Origin of the sequence: Paracoccus panacisoli (assembly GCF_042435015.1) — a bacterium.
GTDB lineage: Bacteria > Pseudomonadota > Alphaproteobacteria > Rhodobacterales > Rhodobacteraceae > Paracoccus > Paracoccus panacisoli.
In genome coordinates this window covers 105,074-122,606 of record NZ_JBHMQU010000027.1, presented here as the reverse complement: position 1 = coordinate 122,606, position 17,533 = coordinate 105,074, and the positions used below count along the sequence as shown (strand labels likewise).

Annotated in this window: 17 protein-coding genes and 1 pseudogene; 4 read left to right on the top strand and 14 right to left on the bottom strand. The window is 69.8% G+C overall.

Features of this window, described 5'->3' with window-relative positions:
• The 9 genes and pseudogenes from ACFHYO_RS07315 to hrcA form a co-directional block, all read right to left on the bottom strand.
• Window positions 1–188 (bottom strand): hypothetical protein (locus tag ACFHYO_RS07315; RefSeq protein WP_394319418.1); only part of this gene is annotated, 188 nt, incomplete at its 3' end.
• Window positions 189–698: 510 nt separating this feature from the next.
• Window positions 699–2,495: pseudogene (locus tag ACFHYO_RS07310) on the bottom strand (methanol/ethanol family PQQ-dependent dehydrogenase); the annotation flags it as partial.
• A 206-nt stretch (window positions 2,496–2,701) separates the two neighbouring features.
• The gene (fghA, locus tag ACFHYO_RS07305; RefSeq protein ID WP_394319416.1) at window positions 2,702–3,535 is read right to left on the bottom strand and encodes an S-formylglutathione hydrolase; all 834 of its coding nucleotides are present in this window, start codon (window positions 3,533–3,535) and stop codon (window positions 2,702–2,704) included.
• Between the two features lie 240 nt (window positions 3,536–3,775).
• Entirely contained in the window at window positions 3,776–4,435 is a 660-nt protein-coding gene (locus ACFHYO_RS07300) for an ATP-dependent Clp protease proteolytic subunit (protein WP_036701096.1), read from the bottom strand.
• A gap of 76 nt (window positions 4,436–4,511) precedes the next feature.
• Window positions 4,512–5,639 (bottom strand): S-(hydroxymethyl)glutathione dehydrogenase/class III alcohol dehydrogenase, encoded by a 1,128-nt coding sequence (locus ACFHYO_RS07295; protein WP_394319414.1) that lies wholly within the window; start codon window positions 5,637–5,639, stop codon window positions 4,512–4,514.
• A 95-nt stretch (window positions 5,640–5,734) separates the two neighbouring features.
• A complete protein-coding gene (gfa, locus tag ACFHYO_RS07290) occupies window positions 5,735–6,313 on the bottom strand; it encodes an S-(hydroxymethyl)glutathione synthase (protein WP_394319412.1) in 579 nt (192 codons plus the stop codon).
• A gap of 114 nt (window positions 6,314–6,427) precedes the next feature.
• Window positions 6,428–7,525 (bottom strand): N-acetylglucosamine-6-phosphate deacetylase, encoded by a 1,098-nt coding sequence (locus tag ACFHYO_RS07285; protein WP_394319410.1) that lies wholly within the window; start codon window positions 7,523–7,525, stop codon window positions 6,428–6,430.
• Between the two features lie 25 nt (window positions 7,526–7,550).
• Entirely contained in the window at window positions 7,551–8,117 is a 567-nt protein-coding gene (locus ACFHYO_RS07280; RefSeq protein ID WP_036701082.1) for a nucleotide exchange factor GrpE, read from the bottom strand.
• 4 nt (window positions 8,118–8,121) lie between these two features.
• Entirely contained in the window at window positions 8,122–9,198 is a 1,077-nt protein-coding gene (gene hrcA / locus ACFHYO_RS07275; protein ID WP_394319408.1) for a heat-inducible transcriptional repressor HrcA, read from the bottom strand.
• Between the two features lie 134 nt (window positions 9,199–9,332).
• Here hrcA and rph point away from each other — a divergent pair, with 134 nt between their 5' ends.
• From rph to hemW, 4 genes are read left to right on the top strand one after another with little or no spacing between them, the layout of a single operon-like run.
• On the top strand, window positions 9,333–10,055 hold the full coding sequence (gene rph / locus ACFHYO_RS07270; RefSeq protein ID WP_036709291.1) for a ribonuclease PH: 723 nt from the start codon (window positions 9,333–9,335) through the stop codon (window positions 10,053–10,055).
• Window positions 10,052–10,657 carry an RdgB/HAM1 family non-canonical purine NTP pyrophosphatase gene (gene rdgB / locus ACFHYO_RS07265; RefSeq protein ID WP_394319406.1) on the top strand — a complete coding sequence of 202 codons (606 nt, stop codon included), beginning with the start codon at window positions 10,052–10,054 and terminating at the stop codon, window positions 10,655–10,657. The genes rph and rdgB overlap by 4 nt, the downstream gene beginning before the upstream one ends.
• Complete coding sequence (locus tag ACFHYO_RS07260; protein WP_394319404.1) at window positions 10,650–11,024, top strand: RidA family protein; 375 nt, start codon at window positions 10,650–10,652, stop codon at window positions 11,022–11,024. Before rdgB ends, ACFHYO_RS07260 begins: the two co-directional genes overlap by 8 nt.
• Window positions 11,021–12,172: a radical SAM family heme chaperone HemW gene (gene hemW, locus ACFHYO_RS07255; RefSeq protein WP_394319402.1), complete on the top strand. Its 1,152-nt coding sequence runs from the start codon at window positions 11,021–11,023 to the stop codon at window positions 12,170–12,172. The genes ACFHYO_RS07260 and hemW overlap by 4 nt, the downstream gene beginning before the upstream one ends.
• 9 nt (window positions 12,173–12,181) lie before the next feature.
• Here hemW and ACFHYO_RS07250 read toward each other — a convergent pair whose 3' ends face one another.
• From ACFHYO_RS07250 to mnmE, 5 genes are read right to left on the bottom strand one after another with little or no spacing between them, the layout of a single operon-like run.
• A complete protein-coding gene (locus ACFHYO_RS07250; RefSeq protein ID WP_394319401.1) occupies window positions 12,182–13,060 on the bottom strand; it encodes a ParB/RepB/Spo0J family partition protein in 879 nt (292 codons plus the stop codon).
• The gene (locus ACFHYO_RS07245; protein ID WP_394319399.1) at window positions 13,053–13,841 is read right to left on the bottom strand and encodes a ParA family protein; all 789 of its coding nucleotides are present in this window, start codon (window positions 13,839–13,841) and stop codon (window positions 13,053–13,055) included. Before ACFHYO_RS07245 ends, ACFHYO_RS07250 begins: the two co-directional genes overlap by 8 nt.
• Entirely contained in the window at window positions 13,838–14,380 is a 543-nt protein-coding gene (gene rsmG, locus ACFHYO_RS07240) for a 16S rRNA (guanine(527)-N(7))-methyltransferase RsmG (RefSeq protein WP_394319397.1), read from the bottom strand. Before rsmG ends, ACFHYO_RS07245 begins: the two co-directional genes overlap by 4 nt.
• Window positions 14,381–14,406: 26 nt before the next feature.
• Window positions 14,407–16,263 (bottom strand): tRNA uridine-5-carboxymethylaminomethyl(34) synthesis enzyme MnmG, encoded by a 1,857-nt coding sequence (mnmG, locus tag ACFHYO_RS07235; RefSeq protein ID WP_394319395.1) that lies wholly within the window; start codon window positions 16,261–16,263, stop codon window positions 14,407–14,409.
• Window positions 16,264–16,272: 9 nt separating this feature from the next.
• The gene (gene mnmE / locus ACFHYO_RS07230; RefSeq protein ID WP_394319393.1) at window positions 16,273–17,526 is read right to left on the bottom strand and encodes a tRNA uridine-5-carboxymethylaminomethyl(34) synthesis GTPase MnmE; all 1,254 of its coding nucleotides are present in this window, start codon (window positions 17,524–17,526) and stop codon (window positions 16,273–16,275) included.
• Window positions 17,527–17,533: the final 7 nt, after the last annotated feature.

The window sequence follows — 17,533 nt, the reverse complement described above, 5'->3', positions numbered from 1 at the left end:
GGGGCCGCCGCCGGGGCCGGTGCGCTGTTGCCGGAGGCCGCGGCCGCTGCCCCGGCCCCCGAGGTCGCCGCGGCGGCCCCCGCCCCGGCGGTGGCGGGATCGGGCGCGGCAGTCTGGGCCTCGGCCACGGTGCCCAGCGCCAGCAGGCTGCCAAGCGCCAGGACGGCTGCGGTCCTTGTAACGGTCATCGGCTGTATCTCCTCCAAGCGGTGCGGTCTCCTCCGAACCGAACCGCCCCGAGGTTAGCCTCGGGGCGGTTCATCTGTGCAGTCACACTTTGGTGGCACGGGGCGCGGGCGCGCCCCGCCCCCTCAGTTCGAGGGCTTCGCGGCCGGGGTCCCGGCGGGCGCCTCGTTGGGCGAGACGGTGCCGGTCTCGACCGCCGAGCTGCCGCCCTGGCCGGCCGCGGGCGCGGTCGGATCGGCCGCCATGCCGGACATGCCGCTCATGCCTCCCATCCCGGACATGCCGTCCATCCCCGACATGCCACCCATGCCGGACATTCCCGACATACCATCCATGCCGGACATGCCACTCATGCCGCCCATGCCGCTCATGCCCGACATGCCGTCCATCCCGGACATGCCACCCATGCCCGACATCCCGCTCATGCCATCCATGCCAGACATGCCCGACATGCCGCCCATACCGGACATCCCCGACATGCCGCTCATGCCCGTCTGGGCCGTGCCGCCGCCCGGCAGTTCGAAGACCGTCAGCTGGCCGCCGAGCTCGGTGTAGTCCGAGAGCGCGGCATAGCCGCCGACCGCGCCCAGACCCTCGTTCGGGTTGGTGAGGCCCGCCGCGAGGCCGATGCCGGCCCAGCCGCCGACGCCCGACAGGACGCCGACATACTGCTTGCCGCCATGCTCATAGGTCATGACGTTGCCGATGATCCCCGAGGGCGTCTTGAACTTGTAGAGCTCCTTGCCGGAGGTGGCGTCCACCGCCTTCAGGTAGCCCTCTAGCGTGCCGTAGAACACCACGTCGCCCGCGGTCGCCAGCGCGCCGGACCAGACAGAAAACTTCTCGGGCAGCGACCACTTGATCTCGCCCTTGACGTTGTCCCAGGCGATGAAGTTGCCCATCCCGCCGTGGCTGTTCGGGGCCGGATACATCGACAGCGTGGCGCCCACATAGGGCTGGCCGGCGGTGTAGGCGACGCGGAACGGCTCGTAGTCCATGCAGACGTGGTTGGTCGGCGCGTACATCAGGTTGGTCTTGGGGCTGAACGCCGCCGGCTGCTGGTCCTTGGTCCCGAGCGCCGCGGGGCAGATGCCGGTGGTGTTGGTGTCCTCGCCGTTCTGGGCGGTCGAGAACTCGGGCACTACCTGCGGGCGGCCGTACTGGTCGCTCGCCGGGTCCATGACCACCTCGGTCGCCCAGTTCACCGCCGGGTCGTACTTCTCGGCCACCAGCAGCTCACCCGACTCGCGGTCGAGCGTATAGGCGAAGCCGTTGCGGTCGAAGTGGGTCAGCAGCTTGCGCGGCGCGCCGTTGAAGTCCTGGTCGGTCAGGATCATCTCGTTGACGCCGTCGAAGTCCCACTCGTCATGCGGGGTCATCTGATAGACCCACTTGGCCATGCCGGTGTCGGCGTCGCGGGCGAAGATGGTCATCGACCACTTGTTGTCGCCCGGACGCTGGGCCGGGTTCCAGGTCGAGGGGTTGCCGGTGCCGTAGTAGATCAGGTTCAGGTCGGGGTCATACGAGAACCAGCCCCAGATCGAGCCGCCGCCGATCTTCCACTGGTCGCCTTCCCACGACTTGAGCGAGCTGTCGGCGCCGACCGGCTTGCCGAGCGACATGGTCTTTTCGGGGTCCATCAGCATCTCGGCGTCGGGACCGGTCGAATAGGCCTTCCACGCCTCGGTGCCGTCCTTGATGTTGAGCGCGGTCATCCGCCCGCGAACGCCGTATTCGCCGCCCGAGATGCCGACCATCAGCTTGTCCTTGACCGGCATGGTGGTCGCGGTCAGCGTCTCGCCGATGGCGGGGTCGCCGACCTTGTGGGACCACTTCGGCTCACCCGTCTTGGCGTCCAGCGCCACCACGGTGGTGTCGGCCTGCGACAAGAACACCATCCCGTCGGCGTAGCTGAGCCCGCGGTTCACCGTGTCGCAGCACATCACCGCGATCACGTTCGGGTCCTGCTGCGGCTCGTAACGCCACAGGATCTTGCCGTTGTCGTTGAGGTCGAGCGCGAAGACGTTGTTCGGGAAGGGCGTGTGGACATACATGATGTCCCCGATCACCAGCGGCGAGCCCTCGTGCCCGCGCAGCACCCCGGTCGAGAACGTCCACGCCACCCGCAGGTCGCCCACGTTCGAGGCGTTGATCTGGTCGAGGTTCGAATAGCGCGTGTTGGCGTAGTCGCCGGTCTGGATCGCCCACTGGGCGGGGTTGGCGGTCGCCTCCTTCACGCTGTCGTTGGCCAGCACGGCCGTGGCCGACAGGGCGAGAACGGCAGCGGTGCCGCTGAGCAGGTATTTCATGGGTGTCCTCCGCGTTGCGAGTGCCCGGCCGGTGGTCGGCGGACGCTCTCCCTGAGGTGAGCCTTTGCCCCGCGGGGGCGTGCGTCAACGTCGGGTTGCCGGGTTTCACCGTAAAGTCTGATGAGGAACTTCCGGGAAATGCGGGAACATTCGGCAATCCGGGGGCGGGAGGCCGCGGCGGCGCAACCTCCCGTTGGATTCGGGCGTCAGGCCAGCCGTTCGGCGTGCCACAGGACGTGGTCGCCCATGAAGCTCTGCACGAACCAGTAGCTGTGGTCGTAGCCCGGCTGCATGCGGATCATGCCGGGCTGGCGGCGGGCCAGCATCGCCTCGGCCAGCGATTCGGGCTTGAGCAGGTCGAGGAACTGGTCGTCGCTGCCCTGGTCGATCAGGATCTCGCCCGGATAGCCGCGCTCGCGCATGAGCAGCGTCGCGTCGTGGGGTGCCCAGGCGCTGCGGTCCTCGCCCAGATAGGCGGTGAACTGCTTGCGCACCCAGTCCGATTCGGTCGGATGGGCGATCGGCGCGAAGGCCGAGACGCTGCGGTAGCGTTCGGGGTGGGTCATGGCGATGGTCAGCGCGCCGTGGCCGCCCATCGAGTGCCCGGTGATCCCCTGCGCCTCGCGGTCCAGCGGGAAGGCGTCGAAGACCACGCCCGGCAGCTCGTCCACGACATAATCCCACATCCGAAAATGCGGCGTCCACGGCGACTGCGTGGCGTTGACGTAGAAGCCCGCGCCCTGCCCGAGGTCGTAGGCCTCGTCGTTGGCCACCCCCTCGCCGCGGGGCGAGGTGTCGGGAAAGACCAGCGCGAGCCCGGTCTCGGCCGCCCATTGCTGCGCCCCGGCCTTGGTCATGGCGTTCTCGTGCGTGCAGGTCAGCCCCGAGAGATACCAGAGCACAGGCACCGGCCCGCCCTCGGCGTCGGGCGGCAGGTAGACGGCAAAGGTCATGTCGGTGCCCGTCGACTCAGATCGGTGGCGATAGACGCCCTGGGTTCCGCCGAAGCTGCGGTTTTCCGAGATGGTCTCGAGCGGCATGGGGAACTCCGGGTCACTGGAATGGATGGGGGGATGAAAGGCCGGGCGGGGGTCCGAGGCAACCGCAAAGCGCCGCGCCTCAGCCGAAGGGCGGGCGCGGAGGGCGCCGCCGGGGCCGGGGTATCTGGGCCAGACAGAAGGGTTGGGCGCGTGCGGACGCTGGGCCGTGCGGGTCCGACGTCAGCCGGGCTCGCGGGTGTGGGGCGGGTAGGCCCGAAGGCCCCCCGCCCCGCTTTGCCGTCAGGCGAGGTCGTCCACGCTGCGGATGACGCGGCCGAGCAGCCCGTAGTCCAGCGCTTCTTGCGTGTTCAGCCAGAAGTCGCGCTGGGTGTCCTTCTCGATCCGCTCGACGCTCTGCCCGGTGGCATCGGCGAAGATCTGGTTCAGGCGCTCGCGCATCAGCCGCACCTGTTCGGCCTGGATCATCATGTCCGACGAGGTGCCGCCGATCCCGCCCGAGGGCTGGTGGATCAGGAAGCGGGTGTTGGGCAGGCAGAAGCGGTTCTCGCGATCGGCACCGACGAAGATCAGCGCCCCGGCCGAGGCGACCCAGCCCGAGCCGATGGTCCGCACGGTCGGGCGGATGAACTTGATCACGTCGTGGATCATGTCGCCGGATTCGACGTGGCCGCCGGGCGACGAGATCAGCATGTTGATAGGCTTGTCGCTGTCCTCGGCCAGCGCCAGCAGGTGCGAGACGGTGCGCTGCGCCAGCTTGTCGTTGATCGGCCCGGCGACGATCACCGTGCGCGACTTGAAGTAGAGCTTGGCGATCCGGTCACCGGCCGGCATCCCCAGCTCACCCTCACCCTCGTCCTTGTGGCGGCGATCCTCGCGCGGCTCGTCCTCTTCCTCGTCGTCGTCGTCGTTCAGCAGATGGGGCGGAAACGGGCGCAGCATCGGGTCGTCCTTTCACATGGCACGGCGGGGGGCACGGATGCCCCCGCCGCGACCTTACCTAAGCATCCCTGAAGGATCAGTAAATGACGACCGAGCGGATGGATTCGCCGGCGTGCATCAGGTCGAAGCCCTTGTTGATCTCATCCAGCGTCAGCGTGTGGGTGATCATGGGGTCGATCTCGATCTTGCCGTCCATGTACCAGTCCACGATCTTCGGCACGTCGGTCCGGCCCCGGGCGCCGCCGAAGGCCGAGCCCTTCCACACCCGCCCGGTGACGAGCTGGAACGGCCGGGTGTCGATCTCGGCCCCCGCGGGCGCCACGCCGATCACGATCGACTGGCCCCAGCCGCGGTGGCACGCCTCGAGCGCCTGCCGCATCACCGTGACGTTGCCGGTGCAGTCGAAGGTGTAGTCGGCGCCGCCGATCTGGTCGAAGGGCGTCTTGGTGAGGTTCACGATCTCCTGCACCACGTTCTCGACCTCTTTCGGGTTGATGAAGTGGGTCATGCCGAAGCGCTCGGCCATCGGCTTCTTGCCGGGGTTCAGGTCCACGCCGATGATCATGTCGGCGCCGGCGAGCCGCAGGCCCTGGATCACGTTGAGACCGATCCCGCCGAGGCCGAATACAACGGCCTTGGCGCCGATCTCGACCTTGGCGGTGTTGATGACCGCGCCGATGCCGGTCGTCACGCCGCAGCCGATGTAGCAGATCTTGTCGAAGGGCGCGTCCTCGCGGACCTTGGCGACCGCGATCTCGGGCAGGACGGTGTAGTTCGAGAAGGTCGAGCAGCCCATGTAGTGATGGATCGGCGTGCCATCGAGCATCGAGAAGCGCGAGGTCCCGTCCGGCATCAGCCCCTGCCCCTGGGTCGCGCGGATCGCCGTGCAGAGGTTTGTCTTGCCCGAGAGGCAGGACGCGCACTGGCGGCATTCGGGGGTATAGAGCGGGATGACGTGGTCGCCCGGCTTCACGCTCGTGACGCCGGCGCCGACCTCGACCACCACGCCCGCGCCCTCGTGCCCGAGGATCGAGGGGAAGAGCCCCTCGGGGTCGGCGCCCGAGAGGGTGAATTCGTCGGTGTGGCAGATGCCGGTGGCCTTGATCTCGACCATCACCTCGCCGGGCTTGGGGCCGTCGAGATTGACCTCCATGACTTCCAGCGGCTTTCCGGCCTCTAGGGCGACGGCGGCACGGGTTCTCATCTCGGGGCTCCTCGGGTTCGGGTCATCAGGGTCTGGTCGTGGCTCGGGGGGCCGGCGCGAACCGGCCCCCGCGGGATGGCTTGGCCGGCGCCGGCTCAGACGTGCAGCGTGCCGAGCTTGCCGGATTTCTTGGCCACGTGCGTGGCGATGGCGTCCATCAGCGGCGGCGAGAGCGCGTCATAGGGCTCGAGCCCGATCTCGCGCAACCGGGCGCGCACCGCGTCCATGCGGTCGGGGCTGACCCCCGATTCGATGATCGACGAGACGAAGGCGGCAAAGCCCGGCTCGGACCAGCCGTCCTCGTCCGACAGCTCGGTGTGGACGAAGTCGAGCCCGTAGAACGGGTGCTCGGTGTTCTCGATCCGGCCGTACATGTGCACGCCGCAGCCGGTGCAGGCGTAGCGCTGGATCGGGGCGTCCTTGTTGACGATTGCGAGCTTGTCGCCGTTCTCGAGCACCTCGACCGCGTCGCGGCTGACGACAGCGATCTGGGCGAAGATCGCGCCGTCGGGCTTCCAGCACTTGGTGCAGCCGCAGACGTGGTTGTGGGCGGTCTGGGCGCCGACGCGGACCTTGACCGGATCGCTGGCGCAGTGGCAGGTCAGCGTCCCGCCGGAAAAGCCCGGCGCCGCGCGCGGGATGCCGTTGTCCACGGCGGGGTGGATGTTCACCATGGTTCGTCCTCCGCTAAACCATATGGCTGCGAGCGTGAGCCAGCGGCCGGGGTCGCGCAAGTCGGCGGAAAGTGGGGGATTTGCGGACGTCGCCGGCGCGGAGGGCGGGCGCGATCAGCCCAGCGTGTCGGTGAGGAAGCGCGGTTTGAGCGCGGCGTTCCAGATCAGCAGGTCGGCGGCGGGCTGGGATTCGAGCGACGGGTCGGCGCCGATGACGCGGGCGGGATTGGTGATCGCCATGCGCAGCGCGGTTTCCAGGGGCTGGCCGAGGGCGGTGACGAGGCGGGCGACGCCTTCGGCCATCGTCGTGTGGGCGCCGGCGAGGCGGCCTTCGGCGTTGATCAGGCGGCCGTCGGCCACGCGGATCGTCTGCCCGTAGAGGGTGAAGTGGTCCGGCCCGCCGACCGTGGGCATGGCGTCCGAGACGATGTGGCAGCGGCCCGCCCCGTGGGCGCGCAGGGCGAGGGTCAGCATGGCGTCGCTGACGTGGTGGCCGTCGCAGATCAGGCCGATCTCGGCGTCCGAGAGGATCGCTGCGCCGACCATGCCGGGCTCGCGCCCCTGCATCTGCGACATGGCGTTGAAGAGATGGGTGAAGTTGCGGGCGCCTGCGGCCAGCGCGGCCTCGGTCTCGGCGGCGGTGGCGTCGCTGTGGCCGAGCGAGACGATTACGCCGGCGGCGGCGAGGCGGGCGATCTGGGCCGCGGTCGCGGCCTCGGGGGCGAGGGTGAGGAGGAGCGGGATGCCGTCGGCGCGGAGCGACTCGGCCAGCGTCAGGGTGCAGTCGTCGAGGGGGCGGATATGCCGCGCGGCGTGGGTGCCGCGGCGGGCGGGGGCGATGTGGGGGCCCTCGAGGTGCAGGCCGAGCAGGCCGGGGGTGCCCCAGGCGGCGCGGATGGCGGCGGCGGCGGCCTCGGCAACCTCGGGGGCGTCGGTGATGAGCGTGGGGAGGAGCCGGGTGGTGCCGAAGCGGCGGTGCGCGGCGAGGATCGCGGCGATCCCCTGGGGCGTGGGATCGGCGTTGAACAGCACCCCGCCGCCGCCGTTTACCTGTAGGTCGAAGAGCCCGGGGCTGACGATGCCAGCGACGGGACGGGCGTCTACCGGCGGGTCCGGGACGATCTGCGGGGGGTCCGACAGGCGCAGCGCCACGCCGCGGACGAGGCGGTGGCCGTCGAACACCGCCTCGGGTCGGAGGATCGGGTCAGGCATCGGGCCGAGGCCGTCCCCGCGCCGCTCAGCCGGCGCTGGCCGGGGTCGAGGACACGCCGACCTGGGCCGCGCGCAGCAGCCGGTCGTGCAGCATGAAGCCGTTGGACATCACCTGGATGATGTCGCCGGCGCTGGTGTTTGGGACCGGGGCCTCGAACATCGCCTCGTGGCTCTGCGGGTCGAAGCGGTCGCCCGGGGCGGGGCTGATGACCCGGATGCCGTGGCGGGAAAAGACGTTCTGCAGCTCGCGCAGCGTCAGCTCGACCCCCTCGATCAGCTGCGGGGCGGCGGCACGCTCGGCGCCCGCCGCCTCGATCGCGCGGTGCAGGGCGTCATAGACGGGCAGCAGGTCGCGGGCGAGGCGCGAGCCGCCGTAGTTCTCGGCCTCGCGGCGGTCCTTGTCGGCGCGCTTGCGGGCGTTCTCGGCATCCGCCAGCGCCCGCATGAAGCGGTCGCGATAGTCGTCGCGCTCGGCCGCCAGCGCGGCCATCGGGTCCGCGGCGTCCTGGTCGAGCAGGTCGTCGAGCGCCGTGGGGCGGTCGGCATCCAGCGGAATGTCGGACAGGTCGTTGGGGTTTGGCGTGTCGCTCATCGTCTCATCCTTTCCGGTCGGACAGCACCCGACCGACCAGCTGGGCGGTGTAATCCACGATCGGGACGATGCGCCCGTAATTGAGCCGGGTCGGCCCGATCACGCCCACGGCGCCCACGATCTTTCGGTCAGCGTTCATATAGGAGGAAACGACGAGAGAGGAACCCGAAAGTGAGAAAAGCTGGTTCTCGGAGCCGATGAAGATGCGCACCCCCTCGCCCTCTTCGGCGAGTTCGAGGAAGCGGGCGATGTCGCGTTTGCGCTCGAGGTCGTCGAAGAGGCTGCGGATGCGGTCGAGGTCGGCGGCCTCGTGTTCCAGCAGATGGGCGCGGCCGCGGACGATCAGCCGCGGGTCGGGGGCCTCGGCATCCCACGAGGCGAGGCCGGCCTCGGCGAGCTGGGCGGCGAGGCTGTCGATCTCGCGCCGGCCTTGGGCGATGTGGGTCGCCATGTCGCGGCGCAGCTCGGCGAGCGTATGGCCCTCGGCGCGGGCCGAGAGGAAGTTGCCGGCCTCGCGCAGCGAGCTGGGGGTCTGGCCGGGGGGCGGGCTGAACAGGCGGTTCTCCACCCGGCCGTCGGCGAAGACGAGGATTACCAGCGCCCGATCGGGGGCGAGGCTCACGAACTCGATGTGCTTCAGCGGCGCCTCGGCCTGGCGCGGCATCAACACCACCGAGGCGCCGCGGGTGAGGCGCGAGAGGGCGGTCGAGACGCGGTCGAGCAGCGCGCCGGTGTCGGGGGCGGTGTCGCCGACGAGCTCGGCGATCATGGCGCGGTCCTCGGGGCGGATCGGCCCGGCCTCCATCAGCCCGTCCACGAAGAGGCGCAGGCCCTGCTGGGTCGGGAAGCGGCCGGCCGAGACGTGGGGGCTTTCGAGCAGTCCCATGTATTCGAGATCCTGCATCACGTTGCGGATCGTCGCAGCCGAGACCGCCATGCCGCGCGTCAGCGTGCGCGAGCCGACCGGCTCTCCGGTCTCGAGGTAGAGCTCGACCACGCGGCGGAAGACCTCGCGCGAGCGGTCGTTCAGGTCGGCGAGCGGACCTGCGGGCGGGCTGGGCGGGTTGGCGGGGTCGGGCATTCGGGTTGCGGTGGCGCGGGCGGGGCCTGTATCTGGACGGGCCGTGACGGGCCGGGCGATGCGGCCCCGGCGGAAGCGGCGGCAGGTGCCCGGCGCGGACCGGGCCCGACAACCGGGCGGGAAAGGATCACCCCATGCGACCCTCTGGCAGGACGTTAGGCGAATTGCGGCCGATTTCAATCGAAACCGGGGTGATGGCCCATGCAGAAGGCTCGTGCCTGATCCGGGTCGGCAACACCCATGTCCTGTGCTCGGCCTCGGTCGAGGACAAGCCGCCGCCGTTCCTGCGCGGCACCGGGCAGGGCTGGGTCACGGCGGAATACGGGATGCTGCCGCGGGCGACGCACACCCGCAACCGGCGCGAGGCAGCGGCGGGCAAGCAGTCTGGAAGAACGCAAGAGATTCAAAGGCTTGTCGGTAGGGCGCTGCGCGCCGGCGTGGACCGGCCGGCGCTGGGAGAGCGGCAGATCGTCATCGACTGCGACGTGATCCAGGCGGACGGCGGCACCCGCTGCGCGGCGATCACCGGGGGGTGGGTGGCGCTGCGGCTGGCGGTGAACCGGATGCTGGCGGCGCGGGTGCTGACCAGCGACCCGATCCTCGATCACGTCGCGGCGGTGAGCTGCGGCATCTATGCCGGGCAGCCGGTGCTGGATCTCGACTATGCCGAGGACAGCGAGGCCGGGACGGACGGCAACTTCGTCATGACCGGCGCGGGTCGGCTGATCGAGGTGCAGATGTCGGCCGAGGGCGCCGCGTTCTCGCGCGCGCAGATGGTCGAGCTGCTGGATCTGGCCGAACAGGGCGTGGCCGGGCTGGTCGCGGCGCAGAAGGCGGCGATCGGGGCGGCGGCATGAGCGCGTGGGCCGGGCGGACGCTGCTGATCGCCACGCACAATGCCGGCAAGCTTGAGGAGATGCGGGCGCTGTTCGCGCCGCTGGGGATCACCGTGACGGGCGCGGCCGAGCACGGGCTTCCCGAGCCGGCCGAGACCGAGGAGAGTTTCGTCGGGAACGCCCGGATCAAGGCCCGCGCAGCGATGGAGGCGACAGGGCTGCCGGTGCTGGCCGACGACAGCGGGATCACCGTGGACGGGCTGGACGGGGCGCCGGGGGTGCATACCGCGGACTGGGCCGAGACCGGCGCGGGGCGTGACTTCATGCAGGCGATGCGGCGGACGTGGGAGGCGCTCGAGGCGCGGGGCGCCCCCGAGCCGCGGCGGGCGCAGTTCCGGGCGACGCTGGTGCTGCTGACGCCGGAGGGCGAAGAGCAGGTGTTCGAGGGCGTCGCGCCGGGGCGGCTCGTCTGGCCGCCGCGGGGTGCGCTCGGGCACGGGTATGACCCGATGTTCATCCCCGACGGGCATGACCGGACCTATGCCGAGATGGATTTCGCCGAGAAGAATGCCATCAGCCACCGGGCCCGCGCCTTTGCGGCGCTGGAGGCGGCGCTTGCGTAGGATCTCGGGCGGGTCGCCGTTCGAGGCGGAGCTGGGCTACAGCCGGGCGGTGGTCAAGGGGCCGTGGTGTTTCGTCTCGGGCACCACGGGCTATGATTACGCGGCGATGGCGATGCCCGAGGCGGCGGCGGATCAGGCCGAGAATGCCTTTTCCACCATCGGGGCGGTGCTGGCCGACGCCGGGTTCGGGATGGGCGACGTGGTGCGGGTGCAGTACACGATCACCGACTCCGCGCTTGTCAGGGAGATCGCGCCGGTTCTGGCACGCTGGCTGGGCGAGGTGCGTCCGGCGGCGACGATGGTGGTGGCCGGCCTGATCCGGCCCGAGATGAAGGTCGAGATCGAAGTGACGGCGCTGCGGGAATGAGCGAGGACTGGCGGAACGGCGGGTTCGGGCTTTACGTCCACTGGCCCTTCTGCGCCTCGAAATGTCCGTATTGCGACTTCAACAGCCATGTCGCGGTGACCATCGACCAGGGGCGGTGGCTGGCGGCCTATGTGGCCGAGATCGCCCGGGCGGCGGCAGAGACCCCGGGTCGGGTGCTTGGCAGCCTGTTCTTCGGCGGCGGGACGCCCTCGCTGATGGCGCCAGAGGTGGTGGCGGGGGTGATCGACGCCGCGCGGGCGGCATGGCCACTGGCGAACGACATCGAGATCACGCTCGAGGCCAACCCCGGCAGTGTCGAGCGGGGGCGGTTCCAGGCCTATGCCGACGCCGGGGTGAACCGGCTGTCGATGGGGGTGCAGGCGCTCGATGACGCCGATCTGCGCCGGCTGGGGCGGATGCACACCGTCGCCGAGGCGCGGGCGGCGTTCGACGTTGCGCGGGGATGCTTCGGCCGGGTGAGCTTCGATCTGATCTATGCCCGGCAGGACCAGTCGCGCGAGGCTTGGCGACGGGAGTTGCGCGAGGCGCTGTCAATGGCCGTCGATCACCTGTCGCTTTACCAGCTGACGGTCGAGGACGGGACGGTGTTCGGCGCACGGGCCGCGGCCGGGAAGCTGCGCGGTCTGCCGGACGATGATCTGGCGGCCGATATGTACATGGAAACGCAGGATATTTGCGCCGATCACGGGATGCCGGCCTATGAGGTGTCGAACCATGCGGCGCCGGGATCCGAGAGCCGGCACAATCTCGTCTATTGGCGGCAGGGCGATTGGATCGGGATCGGGCCGGGCGCGCACGGGCGCGTGACGCTCAAGGGTCAGCGGTGGGCGACCGAGGCCCCGCGGGCGCCGGGCGCGTGGCTGGCTGCGGTCGACGCGGGGTTCGGAGAGGCGCCGCGGGTGGTGGTGCCGCAAGACGAGCAGGCGACGGAGTATCTGCTCATGTCGCTGCGGCTGGCCGAGGGGATGGACCTGGGCCGCTACGCGCGGCTGGCCGGCCGGGAGCTGGATGCGCGGGCTATCGACGCGCTGCGCGGCATGGGGTTCGTCGAGACGGACGGCAACCGACTGCGGGTCACGCCCGCAGGGCGGCCGGTGCTCAATGCGATCCTGCGGGCGCTGGCCTGAGGGGCTGGCTCAGTCGCCGGCGCTGAGGAGCTGGCAGAGACGGTCGAGCTGGTCGAGGTCGCGGTAGGTTACGGTCAGGCGGCCGCCGTCCTGGCCGACGTGTTCGATGCGGACACGCATCCCGAGTTGCGCGCCGAGATCCGATTCGATCGCGCGGGTGTCGGCGTCCTTTTCGGCGCGGGGTTTTTCGGCGGGCGTCTCGCGCTTTTGCGTCGCCTGACGGGCCAGCGCTTCGGTTTCGCGCACCGACAGGCCGCGCTCGATGACCCGGCGGGCCAGCGCGACCGGATCGGGCGTCGTGATCAGGGCGCGGGCGTGGCCTGCGCTCAGCTTGCCGTCGCGGACGAAGGTCTGGACCTGCTCGGGCAGGTTCAGGAGCCGCAGCAAGTTGGAGATGTGGCTGCGGCTCTTGTCGAGTGCCTCGGCCAGCTTGTCCTGGGTGTGGCCGAAGCGGTCCATGAGCTGGCGGAACGAAGCGGCCTCCTCGATGGCATTGAGGTCGGCGCGCTGGATGTTCTCGATCAGAGCGACCTCGAGCACCTCGGTGTCGTCCAGTTCACGGATTATCGCTGGAAGTTCATGGAGTTGCGCGATCTGGGCCGCGCGCCAGCGACGTTCGCCGGCGACGATCTGGTAGAGGCCGGGCTCGGTCGGGTGGGGACGGACGATGAGCGGCTGCAGCACGCCGCGGTTCTTGAGCGAGGCGGCGAGTTCGGCGAGCGCGTCGGGGTCGAAGACGCGGCGGGGCTGGTCGGGGTTGGGGGTGATCTGTTCGACAGGGATCGCGCGGGTTGGCTGCGGGCTGCTGCCCGGGGTCAGCTCGACGTCGGCCATCAGGGCGGACAGGCCGCGGCCGAGGCTGGCTTTGCGGGGGCGGGCGTCAGCCATGGGCGGGCTCCGTTCTGCGGCGGTCGGCGGCGGCGGTGATCTCGCGCGCGAGGGCGCGATAGGCGGCGCTGCCCTTGGACGCGGGGTCGTAGTGGATGACCGGCAGCGCGTGCGAGGGCGATTCGGACACGCGCACGTTGCGGGGGACGACGGTGTCGAAGACCAGCGGGCCGAGGGTTTCGCGGGCGTCGGTCTCGACCTGCTGGGACAGGTTGTTGCGGGAGTCCGACATGGTGAGCAGCACGCCCTCGATCCGCAGTCGCGGGTTGGCGCTGCTGCGGACCTGGCGCACGGTGAGCATGAGCTGCGAGAGGCCCTCAAGGGCGTAGAACTCGGCCTGCAGGGGTACGAGGAGGCTGTCGGCGGCGACGATCGCGTTGAGGGTGAGCAGGCCGAGCGCGGGCGGGCAGTCGATGAGGACCGTGCCTTCAGCATCGGTCAGCGCGTCGGCGAGCAACTGCACACGGCGGGCGCGGTCGGCAATGTCGAGTTCGGCCGAGGCAAGGTCGGCGGTCGCCGGGATGACGCTCAGGCCGGGGTGGGCCGTCGGGCGGATGCACTCTGACACGCGGGCGTCGCCGATCAGCAGGTCGTAGCTGCTCGGTTGCCGCTGGTGGGCGGGGATGCCGAGGCCTGTCGAGGCATTCCCTTGTGGGTCAAGGTCAAGGATGGTGACGCTGCGCCCCAGTTCGGCCAGCGCCGCGCCGAGGTTGATCGCGGTCGTGGTCTTGCCGACCCCGCCCTTCTGGTTGGCGATGGCGATGATCTGACGGTCGGTCACGCGGAAAGCCTGTCGAGCTGCAGGATTGCGGCCTCGGGGTCGGTCACGCTCGGGTGTGCGGTGACGCGGTAGTTGTCGAGCGGGCCCGCAGCCTCGAGTTCCGCCTGCCAGTTCCGCCCCTTCATCAGCCAACCCGTCCCGCCCAGTGCCAGATGCCGGTCAAGATATGGCACGAGGCGGCTCAAGGGGGCAAGCGCACGGGCGCTGAGGTGGCGGGCATTGGCCGGGGCGAGGGTTTCGATGCGTGCCGCGACGGCCTCGCACTGCGGGAGGTCGAGGGCGCGGATGGTGGATTGCAGGAAGGCGACCTTGCGGCGGTCGGATTCGACCAGCCGGGTCGGTCGATCCGGGTGGCAGATTGCCACAACCAGGCCGGGGAGACCGCCGCCGCTGCCGATGTCCAGCCAGTCGCCGTCTGCAGGAGCGAGGTCCGCCAGTTGGGCGCTATCGGCGAGGTGGCGTTCCTCGAGGTTGGCAAGTGTAGCAGGTGCGACGAGGTTGATCGCCGGATTCCATTTGCGGATCAGGCACGCGTACATCGCCAGTCGTGCTTCACGTGAAGCACTCATGCCGCCGACCGGCCAGCACGAATATGGGCGAGGATGAGTGTCAGCGCCGCGGGGGTGATCCCCTCTATGGCGCCCGCCGCCGCCACGGTGGCCGGACGGTGCGCGGTCAGTTTCGATTTCAGTTCGTTGGACAGACCGGGCATCGCGGTGAAGTCGAGCCAGTCGGGGATCGCGATGGCCTCCAGACGACGAAGGGCGTCCGCGTCGCGGTCCTGGCGTTCGGCGAACTGAGCGTAGAGCGCATCGGCTCGGACCATCTCCAGCGTGGTGGGGTCTGCGGCGCCTTTGTCTGGCAAGGCATCAAGGACGATAGAGGTATCGAGGTCGGGTTGCGACAGCAGCGTGAACAAGCTGCGGCGCTGACCATCCTGGCGGGCCGGGACGCCCCTTGCTGCGAGTTCGATCGGCGTCAGCGAGATGCTTTCGGTCAGCGAGCGGAGGCTCTGATAGCGGCGCAACTTGTGCGTGAAGGCAGCACGGCGGTCATCCGCGACGAGACCGCTTTCGATCCCCGCCGGGGTGAGCCGGCGATCGGCGTTGTCGCTGCGTAGGGACAGCCGGAACTCCGCCCGGGACGTAAACATCCGGTACGGCTCGGTGACCCCCCGGGTCGTCAGATCGTCGATCATCACGCCGATATAGCTATTAACCCGGCTGAACGGGACCGGGGGTCGGCCGGTGATCGCACAGGCCGCGTGCATCCCGGCGACCAGTCCCTGCGCCGCCGCCTCTTCATAGCCGGTGGTGCCGTTGATCTGACCCGCCAGGTACAGACCCCGCACGGCCCGCAGCTCGAGGGTCGGCTTGAGCGCGCGGGGGTCGATATAGTCATACTCGACGGCATAGCCGGGCTGCACGATCTCGGCAGCCTCCAGGCCGCGGATCGACCTCACGTAGGCAAGCTGCACGTTCTCGGGCAGTGAGGTCGAGATGCCGTTCGGATAGACTAACCGACTGTCGTGCCCTTCCGGCTCGAGAAAGATCTGGTGCGATTCCTTGTCGGCGAAGCGCACGACCTTGTCCTCGATCGACGGGCAGTAGCGCGGCCCGATCCCGTCGATGCGGCCGCCGTACATGGCCGACCGCCCGAGGTTGTCGCGGATGATCTGGTGGGTGGCCGCGTTCGTGTGGGTGATCGCGCAGGACACCTGCGGAGCGATAGGGGCCTCGCTCAGGAACGAAAGCATCGCGGGAGCGTCGTCCCCCGGCTGCTGGTCAAGCTCGTCCCAGGCGATGCTGTTGCGGGCCAGACGGGGCGGCGTCCCCGTCTTCAGCCGCCCCAGCGGCAGGCCGAGGGCCAGCAGCGCGCCGCCAAGCCCCTGTGCAGCCTGCCCGCCCCAACGACCCGCGGGGCGCGATACGTCGCCCACATGGATGATGCCGTTCAGGAAAGTCCCGGCCGTCACGATGACCGCGTCCGCCACAATTTCCGTCCCGTCCGCCAGGATCAGGCCTTCGACACCATCGCCGCCAATCTGCAACCCGGAGACTTCCCCGAGGACAAGTTCGATGCCCTCATAGCTCGCCAGCGCCTCGATGGCGGCGGCGCGGTACAGGCCCCTGTCGGCTTGCGCCCGAGGCCCCTGAACGGCCGGGCCCTTGCGCCGGTTGAGCAAGCGGAACTGGATCCCGGCGGCATCGGCAAGCCGCCCCATCAGCCCGTCCAGCGCATCGATTTCGCGCACAAGATGGCCCTTCCCCAGGCCGCCAATCGCAGGGTTGCACGACATGGTTCCAGCATCGTCCGCCCGCATCGTCACCAGTGCAACGGACACGCCGAGGCGGGCCGCAGCAGCAGCAGCCTCCAGCCCAGCGTGGCCAGCCCCGATCACGGCGACATCAAAATGCTTCACGTGAAACCCCTACTTGCCGATGCAGAACGACGAGAACACCTCGTCCAGATAATCATCCGGCGCCACCCGTCCAACCACCTCGGCCAGCCGCGCAGACACATCGCGGACGAGCTCGGCCAGTACTTCCGGCGGCATTCCGTGATCCGCCGTGCCAAGCGCCGCATAAGCGTCACGCAAGGCCTCTGCCTGCCGATGCCGGCTGACCAAACCGGCCCCGGCAACCCGCCCCGTCAACTCGTCGGCCACGCGCGCCAACAGCGCATCGACCCCCGCGCCCGTCACGGCCGAAATATCGCCCGAGCCAAGATCGGCCTTCGACCGAACGACGATATCCCCCGGCACGCGCAGCGGCTCATCAGCCAAGCTCTCGCCAAGCAGGATTACCCTAAGGTCCGCCGCGGCCGCTCGGTCACGCGCCCGCTCGACTCCCATCCGCTCGACCTTGTCCTCCGCCTCGCGCAGCCCGGCCGTGTCAAGGAACGTCACCGCCAGCCCGCCCAACTCTGTCCGCAGCTCCAGTACATCGCGCGTCGTCCCCGCCTCGTCGCTGACCAGCGCCACTTCGCGCCCGGCAATGCGGTTCATCAGCGACGACTTCCCCGCATTCGGCGGCCCGATGATCGCCACCTCGAACCCGGCCCTGATCCGTTCCGCTGCCGGCACCCCGAGGATCTGCCGCCCGATCTGGGCCCGAACCTCCGCAAGCAGCTCAAAGACCTCCGCCGGCACGTCCTCCGGCACCTCTTCATCGGCAAAGTCTAGGCTCGCCTCGATCAGTGCCCCCGCCCGGATCAGCTTCTCGCGCAGCGCAGCGGTCCACGCCGCCAACTCCCCGGATACCACGCGCATCGCCTGGACACGCTGCGCTTCGGTTTCGGCCGCGAGCAAGTCCGATAGCGCCTCGACGCCACTCAACGCCATGGTTCCGTTGAGAAAACTCCGCCGAGTGAACTCGCCAGCCTCGGCAAGCCGCGCGCCCCGCGCACTCAGCGCGGCCTGCAACCGCCGCACGATGACCGGCGCCCCATGCAGCTGGAACTCGACCACCTCGTCGCCGGTGAAGCTCGCCCCGGCGTCGAACCGCAGCACCAACGCCTCGTCGATCAGCCCCTCGTCCCGCACCGCACGACGATAGGCTATGCGCGCACGCGGCAGTGGCCCTGCCAGCGCCTCGCCGATCTCACGCGCCCGCGGTCCGCTCAGGCGGACGATCGAGACCCCGCCCCGACCGGGAGGAGTCGCTTCGGCGTAGATCGTCTCCATCCCATGC